This is a genomic window from Chryseobacterium sp. CP-77 (assembly GCF_036362765.1).
Lineage (GTDB): Bacteria > Bacteroidota > Bacteroidia > Flavobacteriales > Weeksellaceae > Chryseobacterium > Chryseobacterium cupriresistens.
The window spans coordinates 2,923,618-2,950,522 of the sequence record NZ_CP143637.1 but is presented as its reverse complement, the minus strand read 5'-3'; the positions used below and the strand labels follow the sequence as shown (position 1 = coordinate 2,950,522).

General features: G+C 35.2%; 25 protein-coding genes. 6 read left to right on the top strand and 19 right to left on the bottom strand.

The genetic code is table 11. The annotated features are described in order from the left end of the window. The first annotated feature begins 170 nt into the window (after positions 1-170). Complete coding sequence (locus V0410_RS13140; protein ID WP_330743949.1) at positions 171-941, top strand: hypothetical protein; 771 nt, start codon at positions 171-173, stop codon at positions 939-941. 109 nt (positions 942-1,050) lie between these two features. Here the strand turns inward: V0410_RS13140 and V0410_RS13135 are convergent, their stop codons facing one another. After that, on the bottom strand, positions 1,051-2,100 hold the full coding sequence (locus V0410_RS13135) for a glycosyltransferase (protein ID WP_330743947.1): 1,050 nt from the start codon (positions 2,098-2,100) through the stop codon (positions 1,051-1,053). A 245-nt stretch (positions 2,101-2,345) separates the two neighbouring features. Here V0410_RS13135 and V0410_RS13130 point away from each other — a divergent pair, with 245 nt between their 5' ends. Next, positions 2,346-4,412, top strand: a complete 2,067-nt coding sequence (locus tag V0410_RS13130; RefSeq protein WP_330743945.1) for a glycosyltransferase — start codon at positions 2,346-2,348, stop codon at positions 4,410-4,412. Between the two features lie 32 nt (positions 4,413-4,444). Here V0410_RS13130 and V0410_RS13125 read toward each other — a convergent pair whose 3' ends face one another. The 11 genes from V0410_RS13125 to pdxA all read right to left on the bottom strand — a co-directional run bounded on the left by V0410_RS13125 (position 4,445) and on the right by pdxA (position 15,400). Continuing rightward, positions 4,445-5,422, bottom strand: a complete 978-nt coding sequence (locus V0410_RS13125) for a hypothetical protein (RefSeq protein WP_330743943.1) — start codon at positions 5,420-5,422, stop codon at positions 4,445-4,447. 4 nt (positions 5,423-5,426) lie between these two features. Next, entirely contained in the window at positions 5,427-6,470 is a 1,044-nt protein-coding gene (locus V0410_RS13120; protein WP_330743941.1) for a glycosyltransferase family 2 protein, read from the bottom strand. A gap of 6 nt (positions 6,471-6,476) precedes the next feature. Then, positions 6,477-7,664: a glycosyltransferase family 4 protein gene (locus V0410_RS13115; protein ID WP_330743939.1), complete on the bottom strand. Its 1,188-nt coding sequence runs from the start codon at positions 7,662-7,664 to the stop codon at positions 6,477-6,479. A gap of 3 nt (positions 7,665-7,667) precedes the next feature. Beyond that, positions 7,668-8,654, bottom strand: coding sequence for a glycosyltransferase family protein (locus V0410_RS13110; protein ID WP_330743937.1), 987 nt, complete (start codon positions 8,652-8,654; stop codon positions 7,668-7,670). Positions 8,655-8,658: 4 nt separating this feature from the next. Beyond that, the gene (locus V0410_RS13105) at positions 8,659-9,405 is read right to left on the bottom strand and encodes a glycosyltransferase family 2 protein (protein ID WP_330747692.1); all 747 of its coding nucleotides are present in this window, start codon (positions 9,403-9,405) and stop codon (positions 8,659-8,661) included. A 397-nt stretch (positions 9,406-9,802) separates the two neighbouring features. Beyond that, entirely contained in the window at positions 9,803-11,050 is a 1,248-nt protein-coding gene (gene rocD, locus V0410_RS13100; protein ID WP_330743936.1) for an ornithine--oxo-acid transaminase, read from the bottom strand. 322 nt (positions 11,051-11,372) lie between these two features. Next, the gene (accC, locus tag V0410_RS13095; protein WP_110011462.1) at positions 11,373-12,728 is read right to left on the bottom strand and encodes an acetyl-CoA carboxylase biotin carboxylase subunit; all 1,356 of its coding nucleotides are present in this window, start codon (positions 12,726-12,728) and stop codon (positions 11,373-11,375) included. Between the two features lie 84 nt (positions 12,729-12,812). Then, positions 12,813-13,295, bottom strand: coding sequence for an acetyl-CoA carboxylase biotin carboxyl carrier protein (gene accB, locus V0410_RS13090; RefSeq protein WP_330743933.1), 483 nt, complete (start codon positions 13,293-13,295; stop codon positions 12,813-12,815). 127 nt (positions 13,296-13,422) lie between these two features. Continuing rightward, positions 13,423-13,626, bottom strand: a complete 204-nt coding sequence (gene rpmF, locus V0410_RS13085) for a 50S ribosomal protein L32 (protein ID WP_002976251.1) — start codon at positions 13,624-13,626, stop codon at positions 13,423-13,425. A 67-nt stretch (positions 13,627-13,693) separates the two neighbouring features. Further along, the gene (locus tag V0410_RS13080) at positions 13,694-14,224 is read right to left on the bottom strand and encodes a YceD family protein (protein WP_330743919.1); all 531 of its coding nucleotides are present in this window, start codon (positions 14,222-14,224) and stop codon (positions 13,694-13,696) included. Positions 14,225-14,308: 84 nt separating this feature from the next. Continuing rightward, entirely contained in the window at positions 14,309-15,400 is a 1,092-nt protein-coding gene (gene pdxA, locus V0410_RS13075; RefSeq protein WP_330743917.1) for a 4-hydroxythreonine-4-phosphate dehydrogenase PdxA, read from the bottom strand. 48 nt (positions 15,401-15,448) lie between these two features. On the opposite strand from pdxA, the gene V0410_RS13070 reads away from it, so the two are divergent. The 3 genes from V0410_RS13070 to V0410_RS13060 are packed head-to-tail and all read left to right on the top strand — an operon-like array spanning position 15,449 to position 18,181. Further along, positions 15,449-16,033: a riboflavin synthase gene (locus tag V0410_RS13070; protein ID WP_110011459.1), complete on the top strand. Its 585-nt coding sequence runs from the start codon at positions 15,449-15,451 to the stop codon at positions 16,031-16,033. A gap of 1 nt (position 16,034) precedes the next feature. Continuing rightward, complete coding sequence (locus V0410_RS13065; protein WP_227943343.1) at positions 16,035-17,489, top strand: sensor histidine kinase; 1,455 nt, start codon at positions 16,035-16,037, stop codon at positions 17,487-17,489. Beyond that, a complete protein-coding gene (locus tag V0410_RS13060; RefSeq protein ID WP_330743914.1) occupies positions 17,489-18,181 on the top strand; it encodes a tRNA1(Val) (adenine(37)-N6)-methyltransferase in 693 nt (230 codons plus the stop codon). Before V0410_RS13065 ends, V0410_RS13060 begins: the two co-directional genes overlap by 1 nt. A 59-nt stretch (positions 18,182-18,240) precedes the next feature. Here the strand turns inward: V0410_RS13060 and V0410_RS13055 are convergent, their stop codons facing one another. Both V0410_RS13055 and rpmH read right to left on the bottom strand, forming a co-directional pair. Next, entirely contained in the window at positions 18,241-18,951 is a 711-nt protein-coding gene (locus V0410_RS13055) for a cell division ATP-binding protein FtsE (RefSeq protein WP_330743912.1), read from the bottom strand. A gap of 153 nt (positions 18,952-19,104) precedes the next feature. Then, positions 19,105-19,263: a 50S ribosomal protein L34 gene (gene rpmH, locus V0410_RS13050; protein WP_002976260.1), complete on the bottom strand. Its 159-nt coding sequence runs from the start codon at positions 19,261-19,263 to the stop codon at positions 19,105-19,107. Positions 19,264-19,499: 236 nt separating this feature from the next. On the opposite strand from rpmH, the gene V0410_RS13045 reads away from it, so the two are divergent. Further along, positions 19,500-20,504 carry a DHH family phosphoesterase gene (locus V0410_RS13045; protein WP_227943346.1) on the top strand — a complete coding sequence of 335 codons (1,005 nt, stop codon included), beginning with the start codon at positions 19,500-19,502 and terminating at the stop codon, positions 20,502-20,504. 34 nt (positions 20,505-20,538) lie between these two features. Here the strand turns inward: V0410_RS13045 and V0410_RS13040 are convergent, their stop codons facing one another. From V0410_RS13040 to V0410_RS13020, 5 genes are all read right to left on the bottom strand, one after another. Beyond that, positions 20,539-21,345, bottom strand: a complete 807-nt coding sequence (locus V0410_RS13040; RefSeq protein WP_330743905.1) for a patatin-like phospholipase family protein — start codon at positions 21,343-21,345, stop codon at positions 20,539-20,541. Between the two features lie 70 nt (positions 21,346-21,415). Further along, positions 21,416-22,198: an alpha/beta fold hydrolase gene (locus V0410_RS13035; RefSeq protein ID WP_330743903.1), complete on the bottom strand. Its 783-nt coding sequence runs from the start codon at positions 22,196-22,198 to the stop codon at positions 21,416-21,418. Positions 22,199-22,306: 108 nt separating this feature from the next. Continuing rightward, complete coding sequence (locus V0410_RS13030) at positions 22,307-22,834, bottom strand: biopolymer transporter ExbD (RefSeq protein WP_110011454.1); 528 nt, start codon at positions 22,832-22,834, stop codon at positions 22,307-22,309. A 184-nt stretch (positions 22,835-23,018) separates the two neighbouring features. Then, positions 23,019-24,554: a T9SS type A sorting domain-containing protein gene (locus tag V0410_RS13025; protein WP_330743897.1), complete on the bottom strand. Its 1,536-nt coding sequence runs from the start codon at positions 24,552-24,554 to the stop codon at positions 23,019-23,021. A 135-nt stretch (positions 24,555-24,689) separates the two neighbouring features. Next, positions 24,690-26,759, bottom strand: a complete 2,070-nt coding sequence (locus V0410_RS13020) for a protein-disulfide reductase DsbD family protein (RefSeq protein ID WP_330743895.1) — start codon at positions 26,757-26,759, stop codon at positions 24,690-24,692. Between the last annotated feature and the right edge of the window lie 146 nt (positions 26,760-26,905).

Below are 26,905 nucleotides of genomic sequence, written 5' to 3'. Positions count from 1 at the left end.
TGTTGGATTTTTATTGTTTCTATGTATTTAACTCTTGGTTTGTAGATAACCTACGAATGTTTTTTACCTATATTCAATTCATTTTTTCTTTTACAACTAATTTTAATGGGGAATAGGAAGTATGATTTTTATTATTTATCTTTACATGAAGAAATAAAAAACATAAACTTATGAGAAAGCATTTATTAGCAATGTTTGGGCTATTGGCAGGAATTTGTATAATGGCTCAAAATATTACACTAGGCACTAATCTGGTAAAGGATAGAAGGTACTATTCCCAAAATGATCAGCACTTTCTGATTTTTCAAAACGATGGAAATTTGGTTGTTTATAATGATCAGAATCAGCCGGAATGGAGTTCCAGGACTCAGGGTAATGGTTCGAGAGCCATTTTTCAGGAAGATGGTAACCTTGTTGTTTATAATTCTTCAAACAGACCCTTATTCAGTAGCAATACAACCAACAAAAATGCAGCCAACCTTGAGATGCAGGATGATGGTAATCTTGTAATTTATAACAGAAGACGAAATGCATTGTGGTCTTCCAAGGGAGGTTCTAACGGAAACAATTTCGGTGGAAATGGAGGTTCTAATACAGGACGTTATAATAATGGTAATATTTACAAAGGATTTAGATTTGTAAAAGGACAAAAGATATTTTCTGAAAACTATAATTATTATTTAATTTTCCAGACAGATGGTAATTTGGTAATGTATAGTGACGGAACTAACAAAGATATCTGGTCATCGGCAACCGCAGGAAGTGGAAGAACCGCTATTTTTCAGGAAGATGGAAATCTGGTAGTCTATGATTCTTCGCATAGACCTGTTTACAGTACAGGTATAAGCTCATCAAATATTGAAAGACTTTCAGTTCAGAATGATGGAAATATTGTGATTTACAATAACAACGGTAGTGTTGTTTGGGCAAATAAAAAATAATAATTTAATAAAAAAAGTTAAGTATAAAAAAGCTAACCGAAAGGCTAGCTTTTTTTATGCAGTTTGTCTCGTCCTAACATAGCGTTTCTTTTGTAAAGAATATCGTACTCTAGCATTGGGAAATTATTTTTTCCCACGTACCGATCCAATCTTGTGTTTCATTTTCCAGGGAATAATTTTTCATAACAAATTGTGACGCTATTTTCCCTTTTTCAGAAAAAAGAGTCGGATTCTCATGATATTCTAATGCGTGGCTTTCTATTTTTTCAACAAAATCAATAATGTTACCTTCTTCAACCAGACAAGAAAATTCTTCTTTAAAATATTCTTTTCCTCCTTGTCCAGAGTAACCTATTACAAAACATCCACAAGACATAGCTTCTATAGGAGGAAGCCCAAAGCCTTCTCTATGATTGAAGCTTAAAAAAAATACGGATTCTTTTAAATGTTTTGCAACTTCCTGTTCATCCATATTGTCAATTGGGAAAAACTCCCAATCATCCATCTTTTTTCGCGCTTTTAAAATATTAATAACTTGTAAAGAATCCTCAGCAAGTTTCCTTGGCATAAAAGCAATTTTTTTCTTTTTTTTATTTTCAAAACTGAAAATATGGGTATCAATCCCTAAACGGACTCTATATAGACTAAGAGTAGGAAATACAACATTAAAATACTTTTGTGCATTTTCTGATGCTACAATAGTTCCTAAACAATTTTTATCTAGATAAGGATTTTTTTCATTATAATCAAATCCATACCCCTGAAAGGTGTAGTAGCAATTCTGGTTAAGTATTACGTACTGATGATTGGGAATAGTTTTATGGAATGATTTTCCATATATTTCCGGAAAAACAAATAGCGCATCTTTCTCTATGGGATGTGAAAATAAATTGTTATAGAACAGTTTTAATCTTTCATAAAAACTATTTTTATGTTCTTTAGAGTTGTTACTATTTTCTATGTTTTTTAAAAGTTCATAATGATAAGATATTTTTGTATCACGATACCAGATATTGTCTCTTTTTCTCTTTTTTTTTAATAAAACAGTAGCATTATAACCATGGTTGTTTAAAATATTTACATATTTATAAATTTGTTTTATACCCCCAAAAGGTACAGAAACCGATGGGCAAATGAAATATATCTTTCTTTTTTTCATAATGAAATGACTCTTTTTGAATACAATTTTTTGCGATATTTTTTGATTAGCGAAATCTATATCATTAAAGCTTTTGGTTTTATTTAGACATTACTGCTTTTGTTGATTAGTCGATAAATCTAGATAAACAGGAGTAAATTTCTTGTGCTCCATGGACAAAAGATAACCAACTTATTACTCTCATAGTTTACAATAAATGCTTAATTTTGTTTTTCTAAAAGGCAAGACAAAATAATAAATTTAAAATGGGAATTAAAAGGTTTTTTAAAAATAAAATAAAGGATCGAAATTTTATCAATAATAAGAGAAAACTGAAGATCAATCATTTTGAACTAGACTTTTTTAAAAAACATACATTTGACTTTATTTTTGAAAATGAGCCAGAAGTTTCTATCATAATTCCTGTTTATAATCAGATAAGATATACTCTTAATTGTCTATATACAATTGAGCAATATGATAAAGACGTATCAAAAGAAATTATTATTATCAATGATAATAGCTCAGATGAAACTTTAAAGTATCTGGATACAATTCCCGGAATTACAATTATTAATAATACTGAAAATTTAGGATTTTTAAGAAATATAAATAAAGGAATTCGGAAGGCAAGAGGGAAATATGTTTATTTATTGAACAATGACGTAGAAGTTCAGGAAAACTATCTGGCCAGTCTGTTGGAGGTTTTTAACAACAATAAAAATGTAGGTGCTGTTGGCTCTAAAATGGTATTTGCAGACAATACATTGCAAGAGGCAGGCTGTCTTATTTTTAATAAGACCGAAATTGTCAATCTAGGAAGGGGTGAAGCTATTGATACTCCAAAATATAACTTTTTAAGAAAAGTAGATTATTGCTCAGGATGTAGTTTGTTATTACATAGAACTGACACAGACGGAAAACTTAATCTTTTGGATGAAGCTTTTTTACCTGCCTATTACGAAGAAACAGATCTATGCCAACGTTTGAAATATGAGCAGAATCTGGATATTTATTATCAGCCTAAATCGGAAATTGTTCATTTTGAAAATGTTTCTTATACCGGAAAAGATAATGGAAAGGAACTTTTGCTTCAGAAAAACAGAACTGTCTTTATGAATAGATGGGATTCGTATTTTACTGATTCAAGATTTCTGGATAATGAAGGAAGAAACAATATTAATAGGTTTTATAAAAAACCAAATATTCTTATTCTGGAGGAACGTATGCCACAACCTGATAAAGACTCTGGCTCAAGAAGGTTTCTTGAAATTGTAAAGATTCTGCAAAAAAATAATCATAGAGTTATTTTAGGGATTCAGCAGCCCAACCAAGAGGATGAGGTTTACGTTGATTTTTTTCGGAGCATTGGTGTGGAAGTTTGTAAAGACTATGTAAATGCTCAGAACAAAATTGTAAGAGTTTTGGATCAAGTGAAAGAAGCTCTTCATTATGTTGATATTGTTTGGATTTTCAGACCGATTGGATTTGATTTTTGGTATGGGAAAATTAAAAATGAGATCTCCGGAAAGAAGATTATTTATGATATGGTGGATCTTCATTATCTAAGAATGGAGAGAGAAAACAAATATATTGAAGTGACAAAGTCCCGTAAAAAAGAGATGAGATTCTTTAAGGAAAAGGAATATTTTGGAATGCAGAAGTCAGATGTGGTTATTTCCATCAGTGATGAAGAAAAGAAAATTGTCTCAGGCCAAGGGATCAAAAATGAAAAGATCTTTACTGTTAGTAATATTCATGAACCTGTAGAATGCAGGGATATGGACTATTCTGTTCGGGAAGGTATTTTATTCATTGGAGGTTTCTATCACATGCCCAATATGGATGCCGTGAAGTTTTTGTATGAAGATATAATGCCTTTAGTTTGGGCTAAAGACGATTCTATTAAAGTATATATTTTGGGACCACATTTTCCCGAAGAGATTAAAGGAAAATATAATTCTGAGAAGTTTCAGATATTAGGCTATCAGAAGAGTGTGGATTACTGGTTTGAAAATTCGAGAATATTTGTTGCTCCTCTACGATATGGAGCTGGAGTGAAAGGAAAGATAGGGCAGGCTCTGGAGTTTGGGCTACCCGTAGTCACTACATCAATTGGGGCGGAAGGAATGGATCTGGAAGATCAGAAAACAGCCCTTGTTTCCAATGAAGATCCGCAGCATTTCGCAAATAAGATATTGGAACTATATTACGATGAAAATTTGTGGAAAACAATTCATAGTAACAGCGCACTACCACTGGCTAAGTTCTCAGTTGCGCAACAGGAAAAGAATATCAATAATATTATAAATTATTTAGGATTTAAAGATTAAATAAAGAAGGCTTTTATCAATAAAGCTTATTTCTATGTTATGATTTTTTTGATCCAATTACTGAAACCATATTTCTTTACAATGTCATCTGATAATGTAAAATAAGGTTTTTTCAGAAACTGTTCAATATTTTTATAATTATTATTTTCCACAACAAAGATATTATCAGGATGGTAAAAATCGTATTTTTTAACCATCACATTATCTGTAATTACTTTCTTCTTATAGTACATTCCTTCAAAGAAACGAATGGAAAGTCCGTTGTGTAATGGATCAACAAAATCCAAAAGAATGTCTGAGCTTTTTACAAGATCCAGATTTTCTTGGAAACTGATTCTGTTTTGAATATATTGTATTTTATCATTTTTCGTTTCAGGTTCCTGAAAATATTGAATGAAAATAGAAAGTTCAATAGATAAACCTGAGACTTCATCAATAAACCGGTTAATTTTTTCTTCACGGCTTTTCCAATATAAACCTACAAAGTAAAGCTTAGGCTTTTCTGCATTATATTTTTTTTCAGAAGAAGGAAGGTGATCAAAATAAAAATTAGTAATAGGTTGAATATTGGGCTGAGATTCTGCCTTTTCAAAACAAAAGAAGATATCAAATAAATTGAAATAGTTTCTGATCTCTGGAAATTTATCAATGCCATCCCATTGATAAGCAATTAATTTTCGGGTTTTATTTTTTAGATTCTTTATAAATGAAATTGGGAAATTGTCCGGACGAATCACCAGGACATAATCCAATTCTTCCGTAATGGCCGAAAGGTTTTTATTCAGCTCATCGAGAAAGTGCTTTTTAATAAGATTTTGTTTATACTCTTTATTTCTAAGAATATTTTTAATGAAAAAATTTTTTATGCTTTCAGAGCCTTTGTATTTGAATCTTGAAACATTGTCTGTGATTAAATAGGGTTCAAAACCTTCCTTCTCCAAGTTTTCTAAAAATAGCTTTGGAAAATCGGAATAATTAGGCATTACCAAAAGAAATGTTTTTTTTTTCACTTTGTTAATTTAAGTTAAGGATACTGAATATTAATATTTTGTAGTATTTTCTGAGACTGTTGACGGGATTATTAAAATATTCTTTTTTTATGGTCTCAGCATCTTTTAAACTGAGGGTATTAATATACCGGAAATATTTTTTCTCAATACTTTTCAATGAAATATTATCATTGAATTTAGGATTAACTTCTTTGAATACCGTTTCCATCTTATGAATTGCTGTATTGGAATAATTTGAATGGTGTTTGTAATTTCCAATAATAATTTTCTTTAAATAGGCAATATAATAGGCAATATTGCTTTGTTCAGGATATTGTAAATAGTAGTTGTTATATATCGTTTGAATAACACTCAGATATCCTAAAAGATTTTTATCACTGTTCTTTTTAGTGATGGACTGTGCGTTGTCGATAGTGTACAAATAAGTAATATCAGGAATAAAGACAACATTCTTTGCCTGGAACATCGTTTCAAAGAACCATAATTCATCTTCGTGATAAATTCCACTTAAAAAGGTGAGATTATTTTCTTTTAAAAATGAAGACTTATATAATTTATTCTGAGCAATTGGACTTAAGCCTTCCGCTATATTCTTAAGCAGGACTTCCGTATTTTTATTTTCTAAGCGTTGTTTTTCTTTAGGCTGAGGTAAGAATGAAACGTTTCGTTTCTCTTCCCATGAATAGGTTGATGTTTTTCCCACAATAATATCCTCTTTACCTGTATACTCGGATATGAGTGATTCCAAGGCATTAGAAGGAAGAAGATCATCACTGTCACAGAAAAAAATAAAATCTCCGGAGGCTTTTTCCAACCCGAAATTTCGAGTATCGGAAAGACCTTTGTTTTTCTGGTTGTATACATGGAATCTTTCGTCTGAAAAACAATTGATAATTTCAAGAGTATTATCTGTACTACCATCATTAATAATAATACATTCAATATTGTAATGAGTTTGGCTCTGTATACTTTCGAGTACTTCTTTTACATAATAAGAAGCGTTGTAGCATGGAACAATAATGCTGATTAAAAATAAAGAATTATCCATTCTTAATTAAATTTTTTTCAAAGTAGAACTTACGGACTCAATGGAAAATGGTTTCAGACTGTCAATAGAATTTTGACTTAATGTATTCCAAAGCTCTTCATCATTATTTAATTGTAGAATTGCCTGAGCAAAACTATTTTCATCATTCGCTATCAATACATTTTTATGGTTGGTGAGGCTCATTCCTTCCGCTCCGATATCTGTTGTAATTACAGGCAAGAAATATTCGAATGCCTGTCCGATTTTCCCTTTTACACCCGCTCCAAATCTTAAAGGCGCCACCATAATTCTGGAATTCATAAAATGCTCTTCAATGCTTTCCACAAAGCCTAAAAATTTAAACTTAGGAAATAGTTTAAGATCAAGTTTTTCAGCAACATTCCCGATGATGCTTACTTCCAGCTCAGGATTGGTTTTCCAGACGATAGGCATTATTTTTTCATAGAGAAACTTTACCGCATCAATATTTGGCTCGTGGATAGATCCGATGAAGGTAATTCCTTTGCTTTCACTGAAACGTTTTCTTTCAGAAATATCAATTTTGGGATAATGAATATTAGATACTGTAATGATCTTATTTTTATCTGCATACTGGCTCATAATTGCTTTCTCCTTATCAGATATGGCAATGATATAATCCAGTTGTGGTGCAACAACTGTTTCCAGACGGAAAAAATGTTTATAATTTTTCTTTAAAGAAATACGGGTCGGTTCCAGTTCTATCGCTCTTTTAAACCTTAAAAAATGAATATCCACCATATCATAAATAAATTTGGCAGAAGGTAAAACAGCCTTCATTTTTTTATAAAAAAGGTTCAGAGCCAGAGGCCCGTTGAACCAAACGTAATCTATCTTTTTAAAAGAAAGCAGGAAATCATAGATATTCCTGTACTTAGTGTTCTCTATGTAAACGATAACATTGTGCTGCTGATAAAACTTCACATAAGAATCGTCTTCAAACATATGGGGAGCAAATATAATGCAGTTGTATCCTAATTCTTTGTAAATAAATATAAGTTCTTTCAGTCTGTTAGCCCCGGATTCTTTATCATGGGCAGGGAAATCTCTTGATGCAAACAAAATCGTTTTTTGGGAATCGTTATACAGATTAATGTTGACGATATCCTTAGACTGAAGATATTTAAGTTTTTCTTTTCTTTCGAAGTGTTTTTTTATTTTTTTTAAGATTCCCATTTGTCAGTTTTTAGTATCAAGTTCAAAAACTTTATTCACCCAACTATCCAAAGTGTATCTGTAATAGATTTCTTCTGGGATTTTCTCGTAGGGTGTTTTAAAAAAAGATTTGTCAAGATTACTAATATTTTTGTTTAAAATCAAAATATTATTGGGATTGTAAAAATCATACGTTTTAATGGCTTCATTATCAGTAATGATTTTCTTTTCCAGAGACATGGCTTCAAAAACTCTAAAGCTGAGGCCATATTGCCCTTCGCGCATCAGATCCAGTAGAACTTTTGAGTTCTTATAATATTTTGGAAGATCGTTGTGCGGAATCTTTTTGATGCTGAAAATCAGAAAAAGATTTTTGGGAACCGTCATGAAAATATTCGTGAGCTGATGTTTCCATGATTTTTTTCCGATGATCATGATCTGGAATTTTAATCCCTGTTCAATCAGTTTTTTGGCCAGTAACTTTATCAGGGAAACCCTTCTGTTATCATACGATGTGATATAGAAAAGATCCATTTCAGGCTGTTGGATTTCCTGTGAACAATGGGGAAGATAAATATAGTTTGTTAACTTTTCGAACCCGTGCTTTTTGACGTCAATATAGTCGAATGAGAATACTTTGTCAAAAAGATATAGCTTATCTTCTACAGGAACTCTTTCAAGATTATCATAAAGATAAGTCACCAGACGATCTGTATATTTTCTAATTTTTTTGAGAGTAGAAAGATCAAATGTATCCGGATTCATCACCAGAATCTGATCCTGATGGCCTAATTGTTCCAGAGAATCCAGAACGTATTTCTGTCTTTTTTCAGTCTTGAGATTTTTATTTAAAAAAGTTTTGCTTAAAGCATTTACAGCTCTTTCATTGAAGTTGGAATGAGTAACGCTACTGATCTTTATATGATGAGCATCAATACCTCTTTTGCATAATGTCTCAACAATATACTTATCATAATCCCAAAAATCATAACTAATGATACAAATCTTCATTTAACTAATTTTGCTCTTTTTTTAATGATTCATAGGTTTCATAAACGCTTAAAGATTGAAGGTAAGATAACTGATACCCTTCTTTTCCGTCCAAAATACCCAGTCTCATTATATAGGCCTTAAAGAATTTAAAAGCTGTTTTAAGATATTGAACCAAAACACTGTACTTTTTCCCTTTTGCAGCCAGTTCTTTACCCTTTAAAACTCCGTAATGAATCATTTTTTTTCTGTAAGATTCATAATCTGAAACGGAGTAATGGAGTAATTTATTTTTTAAAATTCCGATGGTTCCGTTAACCTCCAGAGTTTCATGTACCTTTTTTCCCGCCATATATCTGGCCTTCGATTTTCTGAATAGCCTGAAGTTTTTATCAGACTGTGTTCCTGAAAAGTGAATCGGTTTCTGGGCAAAAAAGAATTTCCTGTAAAAATAATAGGCATCCTTTTGCCCGGGTTTGTTCAGCTCAACGATAATTTCCTGCTTCAGGGCCGGAGTAATTCTTTCATCACCATCCAAAAATAATACCCAGTCGTTGGTTGCATGATCAAGAGCTAAATTTCTCTGCTTTGTAAAGTCCTCAAATTTATTCTGAATCACTTTTACATGGGGGAATTTCTTTGCAATTTCTACAGTTTTATCCGTACTAAAAGAGTCTACCACAATTATTTCATCACAAAAATCAAAAGACTCAAGGACATCCTGTATATTTTTTTCTTCATTATATGTTATGATTAAACCACTTATATTCATCACAACGTTTTGTTTAATAAGGAAATAGGCGCTATCTCTCTTAAGGTCATTCTAAATAGTTTTAATCTTTCAAAGATAAGTTTAAATTTGAATTTTATAGACCAATCTTTGTCATTTATCTCTATTATGCAGAATTCAAAAAAATGCCACCTTTGAAGATTGCACATTATAGTATTCGGATGTATATAGCAAATACAATTCCTAAATTTTTAAAAAGTTAAAAAATATGATTTTTTTATGCTTTTTTGAAGTAATTGCTGAGGGTAGATCCGGGAAACACATGTATTGATGAGATACATTAAGGGTATGGTTTTTAACTACCATACCCATTAATCTTTTCCGGAAATCAACAGTTCAAATAGTGTTGATCATATTAAAATACCCGATGAATATCGGTTTATTTATACTCAAGAATAGTTTTTTCAATAATCTTCACGCAATCCAGCAATTGTTCTTCTGTAATGACCAATGGCGGTGCAAGTCTGATGATGTTTCCATGGGTAGGCTTTGCCAGCAATCCGTTTTCTTTTAATTGTAAGCAAAGATTCCATGCCGTAGAACTTTCAGGAGTATCATTGATCAGTATAGCATTTAAAAGGCCTTTTCCTCTTACTTTGGTAATAAGATCTGTTTTTTCGATCAGCTTTTCAATTTCAGCTCTGAAAAGCTTTCCTAATTCTTCTGCTCTTTCAGACAGTTTTTCGTCAGCTACTACATCCAATGCAGCTACAGCTACGGCACATGCAATAGGATTTCCTCCAAACGTGGAACCGTGCTGTCCCGGTTTGATAACATTCATAATGTTGTCATTCGCTAAAACAGCGGATACCGGATACATACCTCCTGAAAGTGCTTTTCCTAAGATCAGGATATCCGGTTGTACCTCTTCATGGTGGCAGGCAATCAGTCTTCCTGTTCTTGCAATACCTGTCTGAACTTCATCAGCAATGAAAAGAACATTGTGTTTTTTACATAATTCAGAAGCATTTTTAAGGAAGTTTTCATCCGGAACATACACTCCGGCCTCTCCCTGAATTGGTTCTACTAAGAACGCTGCAATATTTCCTGCTTCTCTGCTTAATACTTCTTCCAATGCAGCGATATCGTTATAAGGAATTTTGATAAATCCTGGTGTAAAAGGTCCGTAGTTTTGGTTGGCATCCGGATCATTGGAGAAAGAAACAATAGTGGTTGTTCTTCCGTGGAAATTGTTTTCGCAAACGATAATTTTCGCTGCATTTTCTGCAATTCCTTTTACTTCATAACTCCATTTTCTGGCTAATTTTACCGCTGTTTCCACAGCTTCAGCTCCGGAATTCATTGGTAAAACTTTATCAAACCCGAAAAGCGTGGTTATTTTCTGCTCATACTCTCCTAATTTAGAGTTGTAGAAAGCTCTTGAAGTTAACGCCAGTTTTTGAGCCTGTTCTACCAGGGCTCCTACAATTTTTGGATGAGAGTGTCCCTGGTTCACAGCAGAATATGCTGAAAGAAAATCATAGTACCTTTTTCCCTCCACATCCCAAACGAAAACACCTTCTCCACGGTCCAGAACTACTGGAAGGGGGTGATAGTTGTGCGCTCCATGTTTGTCTTCAAGGTCAATAAAATACTGTGAGTTTTTTGTTTGTTCTGCTGTTGACATATTGTTGTTTTTTACAAATTTACACAATATTAATGATATGCATAAACAAATACCCAGTATCGTTCCGGGGGAAAATTGAAGTAGATTTTAGGGTGGAATAATATCGTATCAGAAAATATTTTCTTTGTTGATTGCTTGTTTTAGGTATTATATCTTTAAGCCGGCAGAATTTTATTTTCTGATTGTTTATTAATTTTTATTAACAATTAATAAGGGCTTGATTCGTTGGTTTTTATGATATGTCGACTGGCAGAATCATTGATGGATTTAAATAAAAAAACTGCCCCTTTTGAGGCAGTTTTAATTTGTATATAAAATAATCTTAGTGATTATCGTATTTTCTATCCATTACAAAATCCTCCATGAATTTTGTAGTATAGTTTCCTGAAAGATAATCTTCATTATCCATCAGCTGTCTGTGGAAAGGAATAGTTGTTTTTACTCCTTCAATATAGAATTCTTCAAGAGCACGTCTCATTTTTGCAATGGCTTCCTCACGGGTCTGAGCCGTAGTGATAAGCTTAGCAATCATAGAGTCGTAGTTAGAAGGGATTGTATATCCGGAATATACGTGAGTGTCTACTCTGATTCCGTGTCCGCCAGGAATATTTAATCCTGTGATTTTTCCCGGAGACGGTCTGAAATCTGCATAAGGATCTTCTGCGTTGATTCTGCACTCGATGGAGTGTAACTTAGGATAATAGTTGATTCCTGAAATAGGAGTTCCTGCAGCAAGAAGAATTTGTTCTCTGATCAGGTCATAGTCAATTACCTGTTCAGTAATAGGGTGTTCTACCTGGATTCTTGTATTCATTTCCATGAAATAGAAATTTCTGTGCTTGTCTACAAGGAATTCGATTGTTCCTACCCCTTCATATCCAATGAATTCCGCAGCTTTTACAGCAGCTTCCCCCATTTTCTCACGAAGTTCGTCTGTCATGAAAGGAGAAGGTGTTTCTTCAGTTAATTTCTGATTTCTTCTCTGTACAGAACAATCTCTTTCAGAAAGGTGGCACGCTTTTCCGAATTGGTCACCAGCAACCTGAATTTCGATGTGTCTTGGCTCTTCAATCAGTTTTTCCATATACATACCTCCGTTTCCAAAGGCAGCTACAGCTTCCTGAATAGCAGATTCCCAGTGATCTTTAAGGTCTTCAGCTTTCCAGACAGCTCTCATTCCTTTTCCACCACCACCTGCGGTAGCTTTGATCATTACCGGATATCCTGTTTCTTCAGCTATCTTTACAGCGTGTTCATAAGATTCGATCAATCCGTCAGAACCTGGTACACAAGGTACACCTGCTGCTTTCATAGTAGCCTTAGCGTTTGCTTTATCTCCCATTTTTTCAATCTGTTCAGGAGAAGCACCAATAAATTTGATACCGTTCTTCTGGCAGATTCTTGAGAAGTTAGCATTTTCAGATAAAAATCCGTAACCTGGGTGAATAGCGTCAGCATTGGTAATTTCCGCTGCCGCAATAATGTTAGGGATTTTAAGATACGAGTCTTTACTCATTGCAGGACCAATACATACTGCTTCATCAGCAAATCTTACGTGAAGACTGTCTTTGTCAGCAGTAGAGTATACTGCAACGGTTTTGATCCCCATTTCTTTACAAGTACGTAAAATACGCATTGCAATTTCGCCACGATTGGCTATTAATATTTTTTTGAACATCTTAATACGATTTGAAATTTGAAAATTTGAAATTTGAAATTGACTTTATCATCAATTATCAATCATCATTAATCAATATTTTAATTAAGATGGATCTACTAAGAATAAAGGTTGGTCATACTCTACAGGCGTAGCGTCGTCAACTAAAATTTTAACAATTTTTCCGCTGATTTCAGATTCAATCTGGTTGAATAGCTTCATTGCTTCAATAACGCAAACTACTTTACCAACAGAAACTTCGTCACCTACATTTACAAATACATCTTTATCAGGAGATGGTTTTCTATAGAAAGTACCAATCATTGGAGATTTGATTGTTACATATTTGCTGTCATCAGATGCAGCTTCAGCTTTTTCAGCAGCAGGAGCAGCCGGAGTTGCAACAGGTACCGGAGCAGCTACCGCTTGCGGTGCAGTGTGGTATACTGCAGGCTGTGCATAAACAGCATCGCTTCCAGCTAATGGAGTTTTAATAGTGATTTCGAAATCTTTAGTTTTGTACTTCACTTCTGAAACTTCAGCCTTAGATACAAACTTGATAAGATTTTGTATGTCTTTAATGTCCATAAATTTGATATTTGATTTGATGCCAAAGATACCAAAAAAACGTAAAAAACAACAAAAAACCGCCAAATTTTATCAAAATTGGGCGGTTTTTGTATTAAAATGAGGCTTTTTCAGCGAAAAGCGACTCTTAGTTTTCTTCAGTAGCAGCTACTTCTTTTTCCAATACTACTTTACCTCTGTAGTATAATTTTCCTTCATGCCAGTGAGCTCTGTGGTATAGGTGAAGCTCTCCTGTTGTTGCATCTTTAGCTAATTGAGGAACTACAGCTTTGTAGTGAGTTCTTCTCTTATCTCTTCTTGTAGACGACTGTCTTCTCTTTGGATGTGCCATTTTCTAATAACTTTTTTAATTGATGAGCGATGAGATTCATCATCTCATCATATTTAAATTATTCTATTTAATTATTGTCTTTTAATTTTCTTAAAGCATCCCATCTCGGGTCACTTTCATGTTCTTCTTCTTCAGTTACCTCAATATCTTTAGGACTGAACTGGTCAAGAATTTTAAGATCTTCATCATTTACATTCGGTGAAATCTTTTTCATCGGGATAGAAAGCATTACATTTTCATAAATCAAATGTGCTACATTGAAAGCATGCTCTCCGGTAGGAATGGTAATCACATCTTCATTGCTGTCATCATATTCTTCCCCGAAATTCACCAAAATCTTGATTTCATTCTCAATAGGATAGTCGAAATTTTCATTGGTGATATCACAAACCAATTCAACTAATCCATTAATTTTAATCTCAAATTCTAGAAAAGTAGTGTGTTTATCAAGTGATACATTCACTTCTATTCTAGGATTTGTAAATTCCTGCTCAGTGTCAAATAATTGAAAGAACGTTTTATCTATCTCAAACTTGAACTCGTGTCTTCCGTTTTTAAGTCCGGAAAAGCTTACGTCATAGTTTCTTAACTTGTCCATAAAATGAGTGTGCAAAAATATGCATTTTTTTTATAATAACAAATAAAATCTGAAACAAATTAATTTAAAATTTGTTTTAAAGATTTATGCTTCAGTTTCCTCCGGTAGATCTTCATCTATTCCGTTGTCTACAGCCATTTTTCTAGGCTGCAGGCGGTCGCTCATCAGTTCGCTGTATTCACTTCTGTTTTTGAAAACCTTAATAGCAGTAAAGATTGCTTCTGTAAAACTTTGCTCATCAGCCATATTTTTTCCTGCAATGTCATAAGCAACTCCATGATCCGGAGATGTTCTGATGAAAGGCAGTCCTGCCGTATAATTTACTCCTTCTTCATATGCTAATGTTTTGAAAGGAGCCAGTCCCTGGTCATGATACATCGCTAAAACAGCATCGAAATTTTTGTATTTGCCCGGCTGGAAGAAACTGTCTGCAGGAAAAGGCCCGAATGCCAGTATTCCGTTGTCAGAAAGTTCTTTAATAGCTGGGCTGATGATCTCGATTTCTTCATTTCCGATAACCCCGCCATCTCCTGCGTGAGGATTTAATCCCAGCACCGCAATTTTAGGCTTTTGGATGCAGAAATCTTCTATCAGCGTCTGGTTTAAAACTCGGATCTGTTTCTTTATTTTTTCCTTGGAAATATTTTCAGCCACCTTTGCAATTGGGATATGATGTGTGGAAACAGCCACTTTAAGATCTTCGGTAACAAGGAACATTAATCCTTTTCTATTGAATTTCTCTTCAAAATATCCTGTGTGTCCTGCATGTTTGAAACCCATCTTTACCATTTCATCCTTGTTGATCGGAGCGGTTACCAGAACGTCAATATCTCCTTTCATCAAAGCTTCAGTAGCTGCTTCCAGAGAATCAATGGCCATCTTTGTAGATTCTTCAGTAGGAACTCCCAGTTCTACATTCACGTTTTCTTTGGTAAGGTTCACCATATTGAGTTTCCCTGCCTGTGCCTGCGAAGGTTCATTCACATAGTTGAAATTAAGATTCAGCTTAAAAATATTTTTCTGATAAGTGAATAATTTTCCCGAACCAAAAATTACAGGTGTGAAAAAATCTGTAATAGTTTTGTCTTTCAGAGACTTCATAATGATCTCCGGACCGATGCCGTTGAAATCACCGATTGAAATTCCTACTCGTACTTTATGGTTTTTTGGGCTCATTTTGATTATCTTTGAAGATTATAATTTACAAATTTAGCAAAAAATAATATGTTCACAGGAATTATTGAAGCAGTTGGTGTTATTGAGAAGATTGAAGAAAAAGGAAGCAATATAGATTTTACCCTGACCTGCCCTTTTACAAATGAACTGAAAATTGATCAAAGCCTTGCGCACAACGGCTGTTGTCTTACAGTTGTTGAAATAAAAGACAATCATTATGTGGTGACGGCAATCAATGAAACATTGGAAAAAACCAACCTTGGAAAATGGGAATTGGGAACCGTTGTCAACCTTGAACGCTGTATGAAAATGGATGGAAGACTCGATGGTCATATTGTTCAGGGACATGTTGATAAAACCGGTGAAGTGGTGAGTATTGAAAATAAAGACGGAAGTTATTTTATTACCATGAAGTATGATAATGACGGAAGCTTTGTAACGGTACCTCAGGGATCCATTACTGTAAACGGAATCAGTCTTACTGTTGCTAAAAGTGAAGATAATCAGTTTTCCGTAGCTATTATTCCTTATACCTGGGAATTTACGAATATGAAACATTTGAAAATTGGTGACAAAGTAAACCTGGAATTTGATATCATTGGTAAGTATATTGCTAGGTTAATTAAAAAGTAGAATGTCAATAAATAAGTATAAAGGATATAGCTTAAGGAATCGTGTGTTTTTCGGTTTCCTGCTGGTATGTTTTTTAAGTGTGGTTGCTACATCACTTGTTCCTTACTTTGTATTGAGAAATCATTCTTTACAGCAGAGTAATATCGATATGCAGGATAAAACCAATGCTGTAATGCGATATCTGGACTATGCGGTAAGTCAGAAACTTATTGAGACAAAAGATCTCCCGGAGGTTTTGGGGAATAAAATCTTTGAAATAGCGGATATCAATCAGCACGACATTTTTATTTATGATCTGAAAGGAAACTATTTGCTTTCCAACAAAGACGAAGGATTAATTGAGCAGAAAACAATTCCTATAGAAATCATCAACAAGATTCTGTCTACTGACGCAAGAGTAGACATGGTGAATTATGATGCAGCTAAGGATGCAAAGCTTACCTCTTCCTATCTTTTGCTGAAAAACAATGAACTAGAGCCTATCGGAATTGTTTATATTCCTTTATACCATAATGAATCTGCTTACCTTGAAGTTCTTCATCAGTATGTAAAATATATTCTTTTAGTAGATATCTTCCTTATTCTTTTCAGTATATGGATCAGTTGGGTGACTTCTAATAGCCTGGCGAAAACCATTACGAAATTCTCTGATATGATTACCCGTATTACCTTGTTTGAAAACGAAATGCGTCCTATCAGATATTATAAGAACGATGAGCTTAATGCTTTGGCAAGGGCTTATAACAGGATGATTTTACAGATTCAGGATCAGAAAGAAAGGCTTAGATTCAAAGCATCTGAAGAAGCATGGAGAGAAATGGCCAAGCAGGTGGCTCATGAGGTGAAAAATCCATTGACGCCAATGAAGCTGACGATTCAGAATTTTGAAAGAAAATTTGATCCCGAAGATCCGAATATCAGAGAAAGGGTAAAGCAGATGAGTAAGACTATTGTGGATCAGATTGATCTGATTGCTACCGTAGCTTCGGCATTCTCGGAATTTGCAAAGCTTCCTGAAAAAAATAATGAAGTGATCAATCTGAATACGGAAGTTGAAGATATTCTCCGTGTATTCAATGATGACAGTATTTTCATGCATGCCAACAAGACGAATATTATGATCAATATGGACAGAATTTATCTTTCCAGAATTATCACAAACCTTGTTACCAATGCAAAGCAGGCGGAAAGCGATAAGAGAAAACTGATCATCAATGTAGATGTCGAACAGCACCAAAGAAGAGTCATTATCTCCGTTCAGGATAACGGAGTCGGGATTCCTGAAAATATGTACGAAAGAATCTTTGAGCCGAATTTTACTTCTAAAAGCAGTGGAATGGGGCTTGGTCTGTCTATGGTGAGAAAAATGATTGAGGATTATAAAGGTGAGATCTCTGTGAAATCAGAAGTAGGAAAGGGATCTACATTCATTATTACACTGCCTACCAATTTATAGTGAAGCCTTTTACATTTAAGCAATTTGAAATTCAGCAGTCTAAAGACGTCTTCCGGGTAGGAACAGACGGAGTTCTTCTTGGAGCTTTGGCTTACGTTGAACATGCTTCCCATGTTTTGGAAGTCGGAACCGGAACCGGATTGATTTCTCTTATGCTGGCGCAAAGAAATCTTCAGGCCGGCTTTTTGGGATTGGATATTAATGAGGATGCGGCAAAACTTACCCGGCTCAATTTTGAGAATTCTCCTTTTCATGCCAGGTTGAAAAACAGTCATCAGGACTTTAAAACTTTTGAAACGGTAGATCGTTTTGATCTTATTGTGTCCAATCCTCCGTATTTTGAAGAATCAGTATCTGAAAAAGATAAGATTGCGCGCCAGACTGTGGAATTGAACTTCAGACAGTTGATCAGCAGGGCAGCAAAATTGCTGTCAGGCAACGGGATCTTTTCCGTAATCATACCTGTAGAAGCAGGAGGAACTTTTGTTTCAATAGGTAAAGAAAATAACCTGCATCTGAGCAGGAAAATTAATATCAGGGGAATTGAAAATGCAAAGGCAAAAAGATTGATTCTTGAGTTTTCCTCACAAGAAAAAGAAACCAGCGAATCTGATTTTGTGATAGAAAAAAGTCCGAGACAATACTCGGACCAATATCTTGAACTCACCAAAGAGTTTCATGTTTTTAAGTAAAGAATTTATAAATAAGATGTTAGAAGTTAGTTATTTCCGACCTTCTTGTTTTTTTATTCTTATTCGAATAATTCTGAAGTATCCAATACAGAAACTTTTCCGTCTTCACATCTGATGGCTTCACCAGGGAAGTTCTGAATCATATGATAATCGTGTGTTGCCATTACTACTGCAGCGCCATTTTCAAGGGCAACCTGCTTTAATAATGTCATAATTTCATTGGAAGTCTCAGGGTCAAGGTTTCCGGTCGGCTCATCCGCTAAGATAAGATCCGGGTGGTTCAGAAGGGCTCTTGCGATGGCAATACGCTGCTGCTCTCCTCCGGAAAGTTCGTGAGGCATTTTGTGCTTTTTGCTTTTCATGTTCACGCTTCCCAACACCTCGTTGATACGGTCTTCCATTTTTACTTTATCACTCCATCCTGTTGCTTCAAGAACAAACTTCAGGTTTTTCTCAACCGTTCTGTCTGAAAGCAGCTGGAAATCCTGGAATACAATTCCTAATTTTCTTCTTAAGTTAGGGATATCAGACGGCTTTAGTTTTGCCAGATCAAATCCTACAACAGCTCCGTGTCCTGATGCCAATGGAATGTGTCCGTAAAGCGTTTTCAGAAGGGAACTTTTTCCGGAACCTGTTTTTCCGATAAGGTAGCAGAATCTACCTTTTTTAATGTTAAGATTTACATCAGAAAGAACAGTGAAGTTTTTTTGCGCAATCTTTGCGTGTTGCAAACTTATAATATTGTCTCCGGCGATATTGGTATGTGGCATAATTTAATTTTAAAGGCTGTTTCTTATAAAAATATTTCAACTTCTAAAAATAGAAAAAAGATGTTGATGTAGCCTAAATTTTAGTAAATTTTAACAACAAAAAATGCCTGAAAAGGATCTTCTCAAGCATGTTTTGTATATGATAATTAGAAATTATCTCTTAGCGCGTGCAGCACTTACAGTTAATCTCTTTCTGCCTTTAGCTCTTCTCGCAGCCAAAACTCTTCTTCCATTTGGCGTAGACATTCTTTCTCTGAAACCGTGTTTGTTTCTTCTCTTTCTTTCTGATGGCTGGAATGTTCTTTTACTCATTACTATATGTTTAAATCGTAATTAATCTATTAATTTTCAGGTTGCAAAGATATATAAATTTTTATAAGTTACAAACTTTAATTATCTTTTTTTAAAATTAAATGTAATGTTTTTTGGTCGGGTATTAACAAACCCTCATCACAAAACCATTTTTCCGGTACAAAAATAATATTTAAATGATTTATATAAAAGCTCTATCTTTGAAAACTTTAATTTTAACGAAAAATAAACACCGGATGTTTACACCAGCAGAACTTTTAGATATCAATACATTACTTACCCAGGATAGCAGAATAGTGATCCTTACCCATTATAACCCGGATGGAGATGCTATTGGTTCAAGCCTTGGATTAAAACATTATCTGAAAGCCAAAGGAATTCATGCGGAGGTTATCGTACCCAATGATTTTCCGAAATTTCTGAAATGGATGCCGGAATCTAAAAAAGTTATTATTGCAGAATATAAAAGAAAATTGGCTGCGGATTTGATTGCGGGAGCAGATGTTATTTTCTGCCTGGATTTTAATTCCCCGTCAAGAATCGGATTATTGGGTGACTGGCTGGTAAAGGCTCCGGGAAAGAAAATTCTTATTGATCATCACCAGCAGCCGGAAAAATTTGATTTTGTTTATTCTGATACAGTCATTCCTGCCACTTCACAGATGATTTATCATTTCATTGAAGCAATGGAGGATGAAAAGCTGGTGAACCAGGATATGGCAGAATGTCTTTATACCGGAATTATGACGGATACAGGAGGTTTCCGTTTTCGTTCTACCAGTGCGACTACACACCGTATTATCGCTAATCTTATCGAACACGGTGCAGATCCTGCCATGATTACTTCCAATACATGGGATACCAATACGGTTTCCCGCCTGCATTTGCTTGCTTTGGTCCTTGGAAGAATAGAAGTAGTGAATGACGGAACCGTAGCGGTTTTAAGCCTGACAAGAAACGAACTGAAAGAATTTGGTTTCCAGAAAGGAGATACAGAAGGTTTTGTTAATTATGGTTTAAGTATTGCCGGCGTAAAAATGTCCGCATTCTTTATGGAAGATTTATATGAAGACTTTGTTAAAATTTCTTTCAGAAGCAAAGATGATGTAGATGTAAACCAATTCTCAAGAAAATATTTCAATGGTGGAGGTCACATTAATGCAGCCGGAGGAAAGTCTTTAGATTCTTTAGCAGGAACGATAGCCAATTTTAAAGAGAAAGTAAAAGAAGAAGGTTTGTAGGAATGTGAAAGGGCTGTAAATTCTTCCGGAATAATCAGACATTTTTACGATATCCTTTTTCTTCCAGTTCCTGACAGGTGTAATCGTATACCTGCTGAAACATTTCATCCATATATCTTTTGTTGAAAAGACTGTATTTGGTCATTTTGGGCGGATCTAAAAATATATTACAGTATTTTGCCTTAGAATACACCGACTTGGCAATGGCTAAGTGAAGGATTCTGTCAAATTCCTTCATCAGACTCATTTTGTTTAATTCATCATAGCTGATGGAATTGACATGTGAAGCAATCAGAAAATTACATTTATCCATAATAGGCTCAATGGGAAGATTATCCAGAACGCCGCCATCCACATAAATTTTCTCACTGATCCTTACCGGAGGAAGAATAAAAGGAACACTGGAAGAGGCAAGCAATGGCCCAAAAAGCTCTCCTTCAGAAAAGAAATCTACAATGCCATGAGTCATTTCCGTTGCGGCTACATACATCGGAATTTTTAAAATACTGAAATTGTCTTCCGGGAAATAATCTTTGAACAGTTTCAAAATAAAATTGGAGCTGAAGATTCCGTTTTTGGATAATTTTAAAGATGACCTGGAGAAAAAAGAAGTTTGCTTTACAATTTCCATCATCTCGTCCGGCGTTTTTCCAAAAGAATAAAAAGCACCAATTATGGAACCTGCGCTGGTTCCTGAAATAATGTTTGGTTTCAGATTGTATTCTTCCAAAGCTTTCAGTACGGCGATATGGGCAATCCCACGCATTCCTCCGCCTGAAAGTGTAAGTCCGATAACCGGTGGTGCCGGTGGTTTCTTTTTTTTGAATGAAAATAAAGCCATTACCCAAATTATCCTCTACTAATATACAGGATTTTTTCTTATGCACAGCTTAATTGTCAGTTAACCTGTTTTATAAAACCAGTTTTTTAGGAAGATTGTGAAGAAGTTCTGTATTGATAATTTCTGCACAGATGCCAGGTTTTTCCCAATGCCCGTTGTGTCCGCAGTCAAGAATATAAGATTTGATATTGGTCCTGTCCGGAAGATGTTTGATCATCATATCTGTTTTTACAGCATTGTCATGTTTACCCGCCAGTACTAAGATTTTAGCTTCCAGGTTTTCAAGGACATGTTTTTTGTCGGTTCTTTCCACCATACCTTTTACACAGGCAAGTGCTCCCAGATTGTTGGTGGAAAGGGTTGTTTCAAGAGCTATTTCAATTTTACCTTCCAGGATATCCCTTTCATTTGGATTGAATAAATTGGGAACTCCGGCTCTTGCATAGTGTGCGAAAGCATCCCTGATGATTCTGTAGCTTTTGATTCGCTGTTGTTTTTTCTCTTCATCATCCGGAAAATACGTAGAGAAAAATAAAGTAAGGCTTTTTAAAGAATCAGGATATTTCTCTGCAAAAGCAAGTGAAGTATATCCTCCCATGGAATGTCCCAGAAGATGTATTTTTTCTAAATGCTGATCATCCAGTACTTTTTTTACTTCTTCAGCCATCAGTTCCATGGTGTGAACTTCAGCCAGAATTTCAGACTGTCCATGGCCGGGAAGGTCAATTTTAAGCAGTGAAAAATCTTTGGAAAGATGATGTTCCATATCGCTCCAGATGGATATGTTTTCCATAAATCCGTGAAGAAGTACCAATGTTTCTTTTCCGTTTCCTTTTCTTTCAAAGTTCAGCATGATTCCAAAATTTAGAAGGTTAAAAATAATACAGCAGGTTATCTGCAGATCCGTTTCTCCTTTCAAATTTAGTCAAAAAAAAGAGCATTAAAAAAATGCCCTTGTCTTTTATTGAGTTAATTCCTTGTAAACCTTTGTTTCCCAGGGCTTGATATCTGTAACCCCATATCTTTCCTTTTTGGAAATAGCAAGATTGTCCAGCATATCTACAAAATTCTTGTAATTGGCTTCATCCGTTGGTTTTACAATAACAGTGAATATATCGGGTGCCGGAGCTTTCTTATAGGCTTCAGCAATGATCTTTGAAATTTTTATTCCACTGAAATCTGTTTCTTTCAGGTTTCCTGTATTCAGATCTTTCTGATTGCTCTGATGATAAAATACGCGGTTGTCTTTTCCAAGAATAAAGGTAATCTGGTTTTGATCTCCGATTACATGATCAGTTGGGATTGGATTAGGATTATGGTCTTTTGCGGGTAGTCCCAGGTCCATTACGTTCGGTTTTGTAAAATTGGTGGTGAACATAAAGAAAGTGATGAGTAGGAATCCCAGATCTACCATAGGAGTCATATCCACGCGGATCATTTTTTTCTTTTGCTTTCCGCCTTGTTTTTCTTGTGCAATTACTTCTGCCATGATTAAAGTTTTTAAATGTTAGACTATATTTTTTTTTGAAGAATTCCTACAAAACATATGCCTTGATTATTAAAAACTTTATAGATTCATGAATCTATTGATTATTATCGTATGAATTTTACATATTTCTGTTTTTTAATACTTTTCCTGAAGGGAAAGGGTAATTATGATATTTTCAAGGGGGTTACCGGGTGATTGTTATTTTCTTTGTAAGAATAATTTCTTCTCTGTTTTTTACCTGTATCATATAAACTCCTTCCGTGAATGCAGATGTGCTGATTTTAATTTTTTCTTCGTTATATTTTTGAGAGAAAAGTTTTCTTCCGGAAATATCAGTAATGCTAATAGTACTTTCCCGGGGCAGATGATCTAAATAGAAAAAGTCTTTTGCAGGGTTAGGGTAGAGGTTGGGTTTATGCCTCTGTTGATTTTCCGGAATGCCAAGTTGTTCCGGACTTAATTTAACTACCCAGGCATCGATCATACCATGATGTCCGGTAACGTCTCCACTTGTAGATCCTGTACTTCCTGAAACAATATACCCGTTATCAGCGGTCAGTTCAAGAGCAGTTAAGTAATCGAAATCGGGGCCTCCCAGGGTTTTCTCCCACTTCAGATTTCCGCTGCTGTCCAGTTTTATGATCCAGTAATCCAGATTACCGTGGTGATTGGTTACCTGTCCGTTGTTGGAAGCTGTCCAGCCTGCAACAATATAATCCCATTCGGGAGTCTGACGAATAGTTATGGCGTTGTCATGAAAACTTCCTCCAAAATATTTATCCCACTCGATGGTTCCGTTATTGCTTAGTTTGATAACCCAATAATCGGGAAGTCCGCTTTCAAGATTTGAAGGATTAAAAGAAGTGCCCACGGCAATATAGCCGCCATCAAAAGTCTGTTGCGCATAATATCCTATGTTATCACCAATATTGCCCAACGTTTTTTGCCATTGCATATTTCCGCCGGAATCGAGTTTTACCACCCAAAAGTCATTGTTCCCGTAGCTTACAGTAATATCGCCATCTGTAGATACGGTGGTTCCTGCAATAATATAGCCGCCATCAAAAGTTTGCTGCACAGAATTGACCTGTTCACTGCTGCTTCCACCCAACGATTTCTGCCATTGTATATTTCCGTTAATATCTAATTTTACGATCCAATAGTCTCCTCCTCCATGATTTCCGCTCACATCTCCGTCATTGGAACTTGAAGATCCAGCTACAATATATCCTCCTTCAGAAGTCTGCTGAATAGATTGTGCCATATCCACACTGTTTCCACCCAGCGATTTCTGCCATTGCATATTCCCGTTGGAATCAAGTTTTACAATCCAGTAATCATAATTTCCATGATTTCCGCTGATATCTCCGTCACCGGAATTGGATGATCCGGCAATAATATATCCTCCATCGGTAGTTTGACGGATGGATTGTGCGTCATCAACATTGCTTCCTCCTAACGTTTTTTGCCATTGTATGCCTCCCGCAGGGTTTAATTTTACGATCCAGTAATCTCCTCCTCCGTGATTCCCGGTGACATCTCCATCATTGGACATAGAATGTCCGGCTACAATGTATCCTCCGTCTGAGGTTTGCTGAACGGCATTGGCAGATTCACCATGGGTGCCTCCCAATGCTTTTTGCCATTCTATGGAAGGGGCAGACTGGGCTGCTAATATGGAATAGATAAGAAATAAAAAAGTAGATGTTAAATATCTCATATGTATTTGAATTGGTGATAGTTATTCAAATATAATTAATTTTAGCCTACATTTGGTGTTTTATTGTTTATTTAATTCTTTAAAACAAAAAACTCACACGATAAAGTGTGAGTTTTTAAATGATATGTAAATAATTTATTTATTCTTTTTATAGAAATTTACTCCGCATTCAAGGAATTTTTTGAAATCCTCTTTAGGCATATATCCTGAAACAGGCGTGTTGATTACTTTACCGTCCGGAGTAATTAAAACATAGTGAGGCTGAGAGTTATTATTGAAGTTCACCTGTTGGAATAAACTCCATCTGTCTCCGATGGTTTTTACCTTTTTGATTTGTCCGTCTCCCAGGTCAATTTTGGTTTTCTGATCCTCAGGAAGTTCTTCTTTGTCGTCTACATAGAGAGAAGCCAGTACTACATCGTTCTGAAGAATTGGTAAGATATCCGGTTCGCTCCATACAAATTCCTCCATTTTTCTACAGTTTTCACAACCGTATCCTGTAAAGTCGATCAGGATGGGTTTATCCTCTTTTTTGGCCAGTTCCACAGCTTTGAAGAAGTCGTGCTCCGGATGCATTCCTAAAATGCCGTCTTTTTCATCATGGAAATAGCTCACATTCAGCGGAGGTAAAATTCCGCTTAATAACTGAAGTTTAGGATGATCAGATGGGATTAACCCCTGGACCAGGTAAATCACAAAACCAATTCCCAATACTCCCAATATCTTCCTTGTTATGGAGATTTTAGGCTTTTTATCATCATGCGGGAATCTGATGAATCCTAATAAGTATAAAGCCAATCCTAAGGCGATAATAATCCAGATGGCAATGAATAGCTCTCTTTTTAAGAAGAATGTTTTGGAAACAAGATCTGCTTTAGATAAGAATTTCAATGCCAATGCCAGTTCTACGAATCCTAAAACTACTTTTACCGTATTCATCCATCCTCCGGATTTCGGAAGGCTCTGTAATGCCTGCGGGAATAATGCCAGCAGTCCAAAAATAATTGCCCATGCCAGCCCGAATCCTGCCAACGCAAATGTCAGCAGCATAGGAACATTGGATGAACCTGTTACCGCACTTCCCAGTAAACTTCCTAAAATAGGTCCTGTACATGAGAAAGAAACGATCACCAGGGTTAATGCCATGAAGAAAATACCGATAATTCCTCCTGCTTCTTCCGCTTTGGAAGATTTGTTGGCAATAGAACTTGGCAGTGTAATATCATAATACCCGAAAAAACTTCCGGCGAAGAAGATGAATATGATAAAGAAAGCAATATTCAACCATACACTTGTGGAAATTTCATTGAAGATATTTCCGGCAATTCCGTCAATAATATGGAAAGGAATACTTAGTAAAACAAAGATCAGAAGAATGAAAAACCCATAAATAAGAGCATCTCTTTTTCCTTTGGCTTTGTTTTTACTTCCTTTAGTAAAGAAAGAAACCGTCAGTGGAATCATCGGGAACACGCATGGCGTAAGCAAAGCGATTAATCCTCCGATAAATCCAAGGAATAGATAGGTCCAGTAATTTTCATCCACTTTGGCAGACGCTGTACCACAATCTGTCAATGGCTTTTTGAAATCGATGGTGGCAATTTTCAGCTGCTTTGGATCCAGTTTTGACGCTTCTGTGATCGTAGCTTCAGTTTTTGCAGGATTTTCAGTAACCGTCTCAGTTATTTTTACAGAGTCTTTTGCAGGGCCTGCGGTTTCCTCGGCTGCAGTCTCTTCCGCTGCCCCTTTTGGAGTAACTTTTTGATTGAATTCTAATGTATTGGGAGCCAGACAAACTCTGTCATCACAAGTCTGATACGTGATCTCAGAAGTGACATCTGCAGGTTTTGCCGGATCTTTTAATTTAAATTTCTGCTTAAATCCGGCAGAATTGGAATAAAAAACAATAGTACCTCCGAATGCTTCAGAAAATTCTTCATGTTTTTTCCCGACTTCGGTAAATTTTCCAATCAACTCAATATTCTTTCCTGTCACTTTATACTCCGTTGGAATTCCGGTATCTTCCGGTAAATCTTTAGAGTAAATATGCCATCCGTTTTCCATGGTAGCATTCAATACCGCTTCATATTGATTGTTTCCCAGATCGTTGATGGTGAATTTAAACTTTACAGGATTTTTTATCTGCGCATTAATTCCTGTCGCTAAAAATAGTAGAATTAATAAAAACCAGTTTCTAAATTTCATTGTTCATTTCATTAAAGTTTTGAGACTCCATTTCGTTTTCTCATTCTTTGCATATCTTCTGTTTTCCCTGAAGGATAGCTGTCAAATACAGTATTTTTCCTGATGAGTGCGTGTCCGGATTTTTTGCCTCGCTAAAATAGATAATT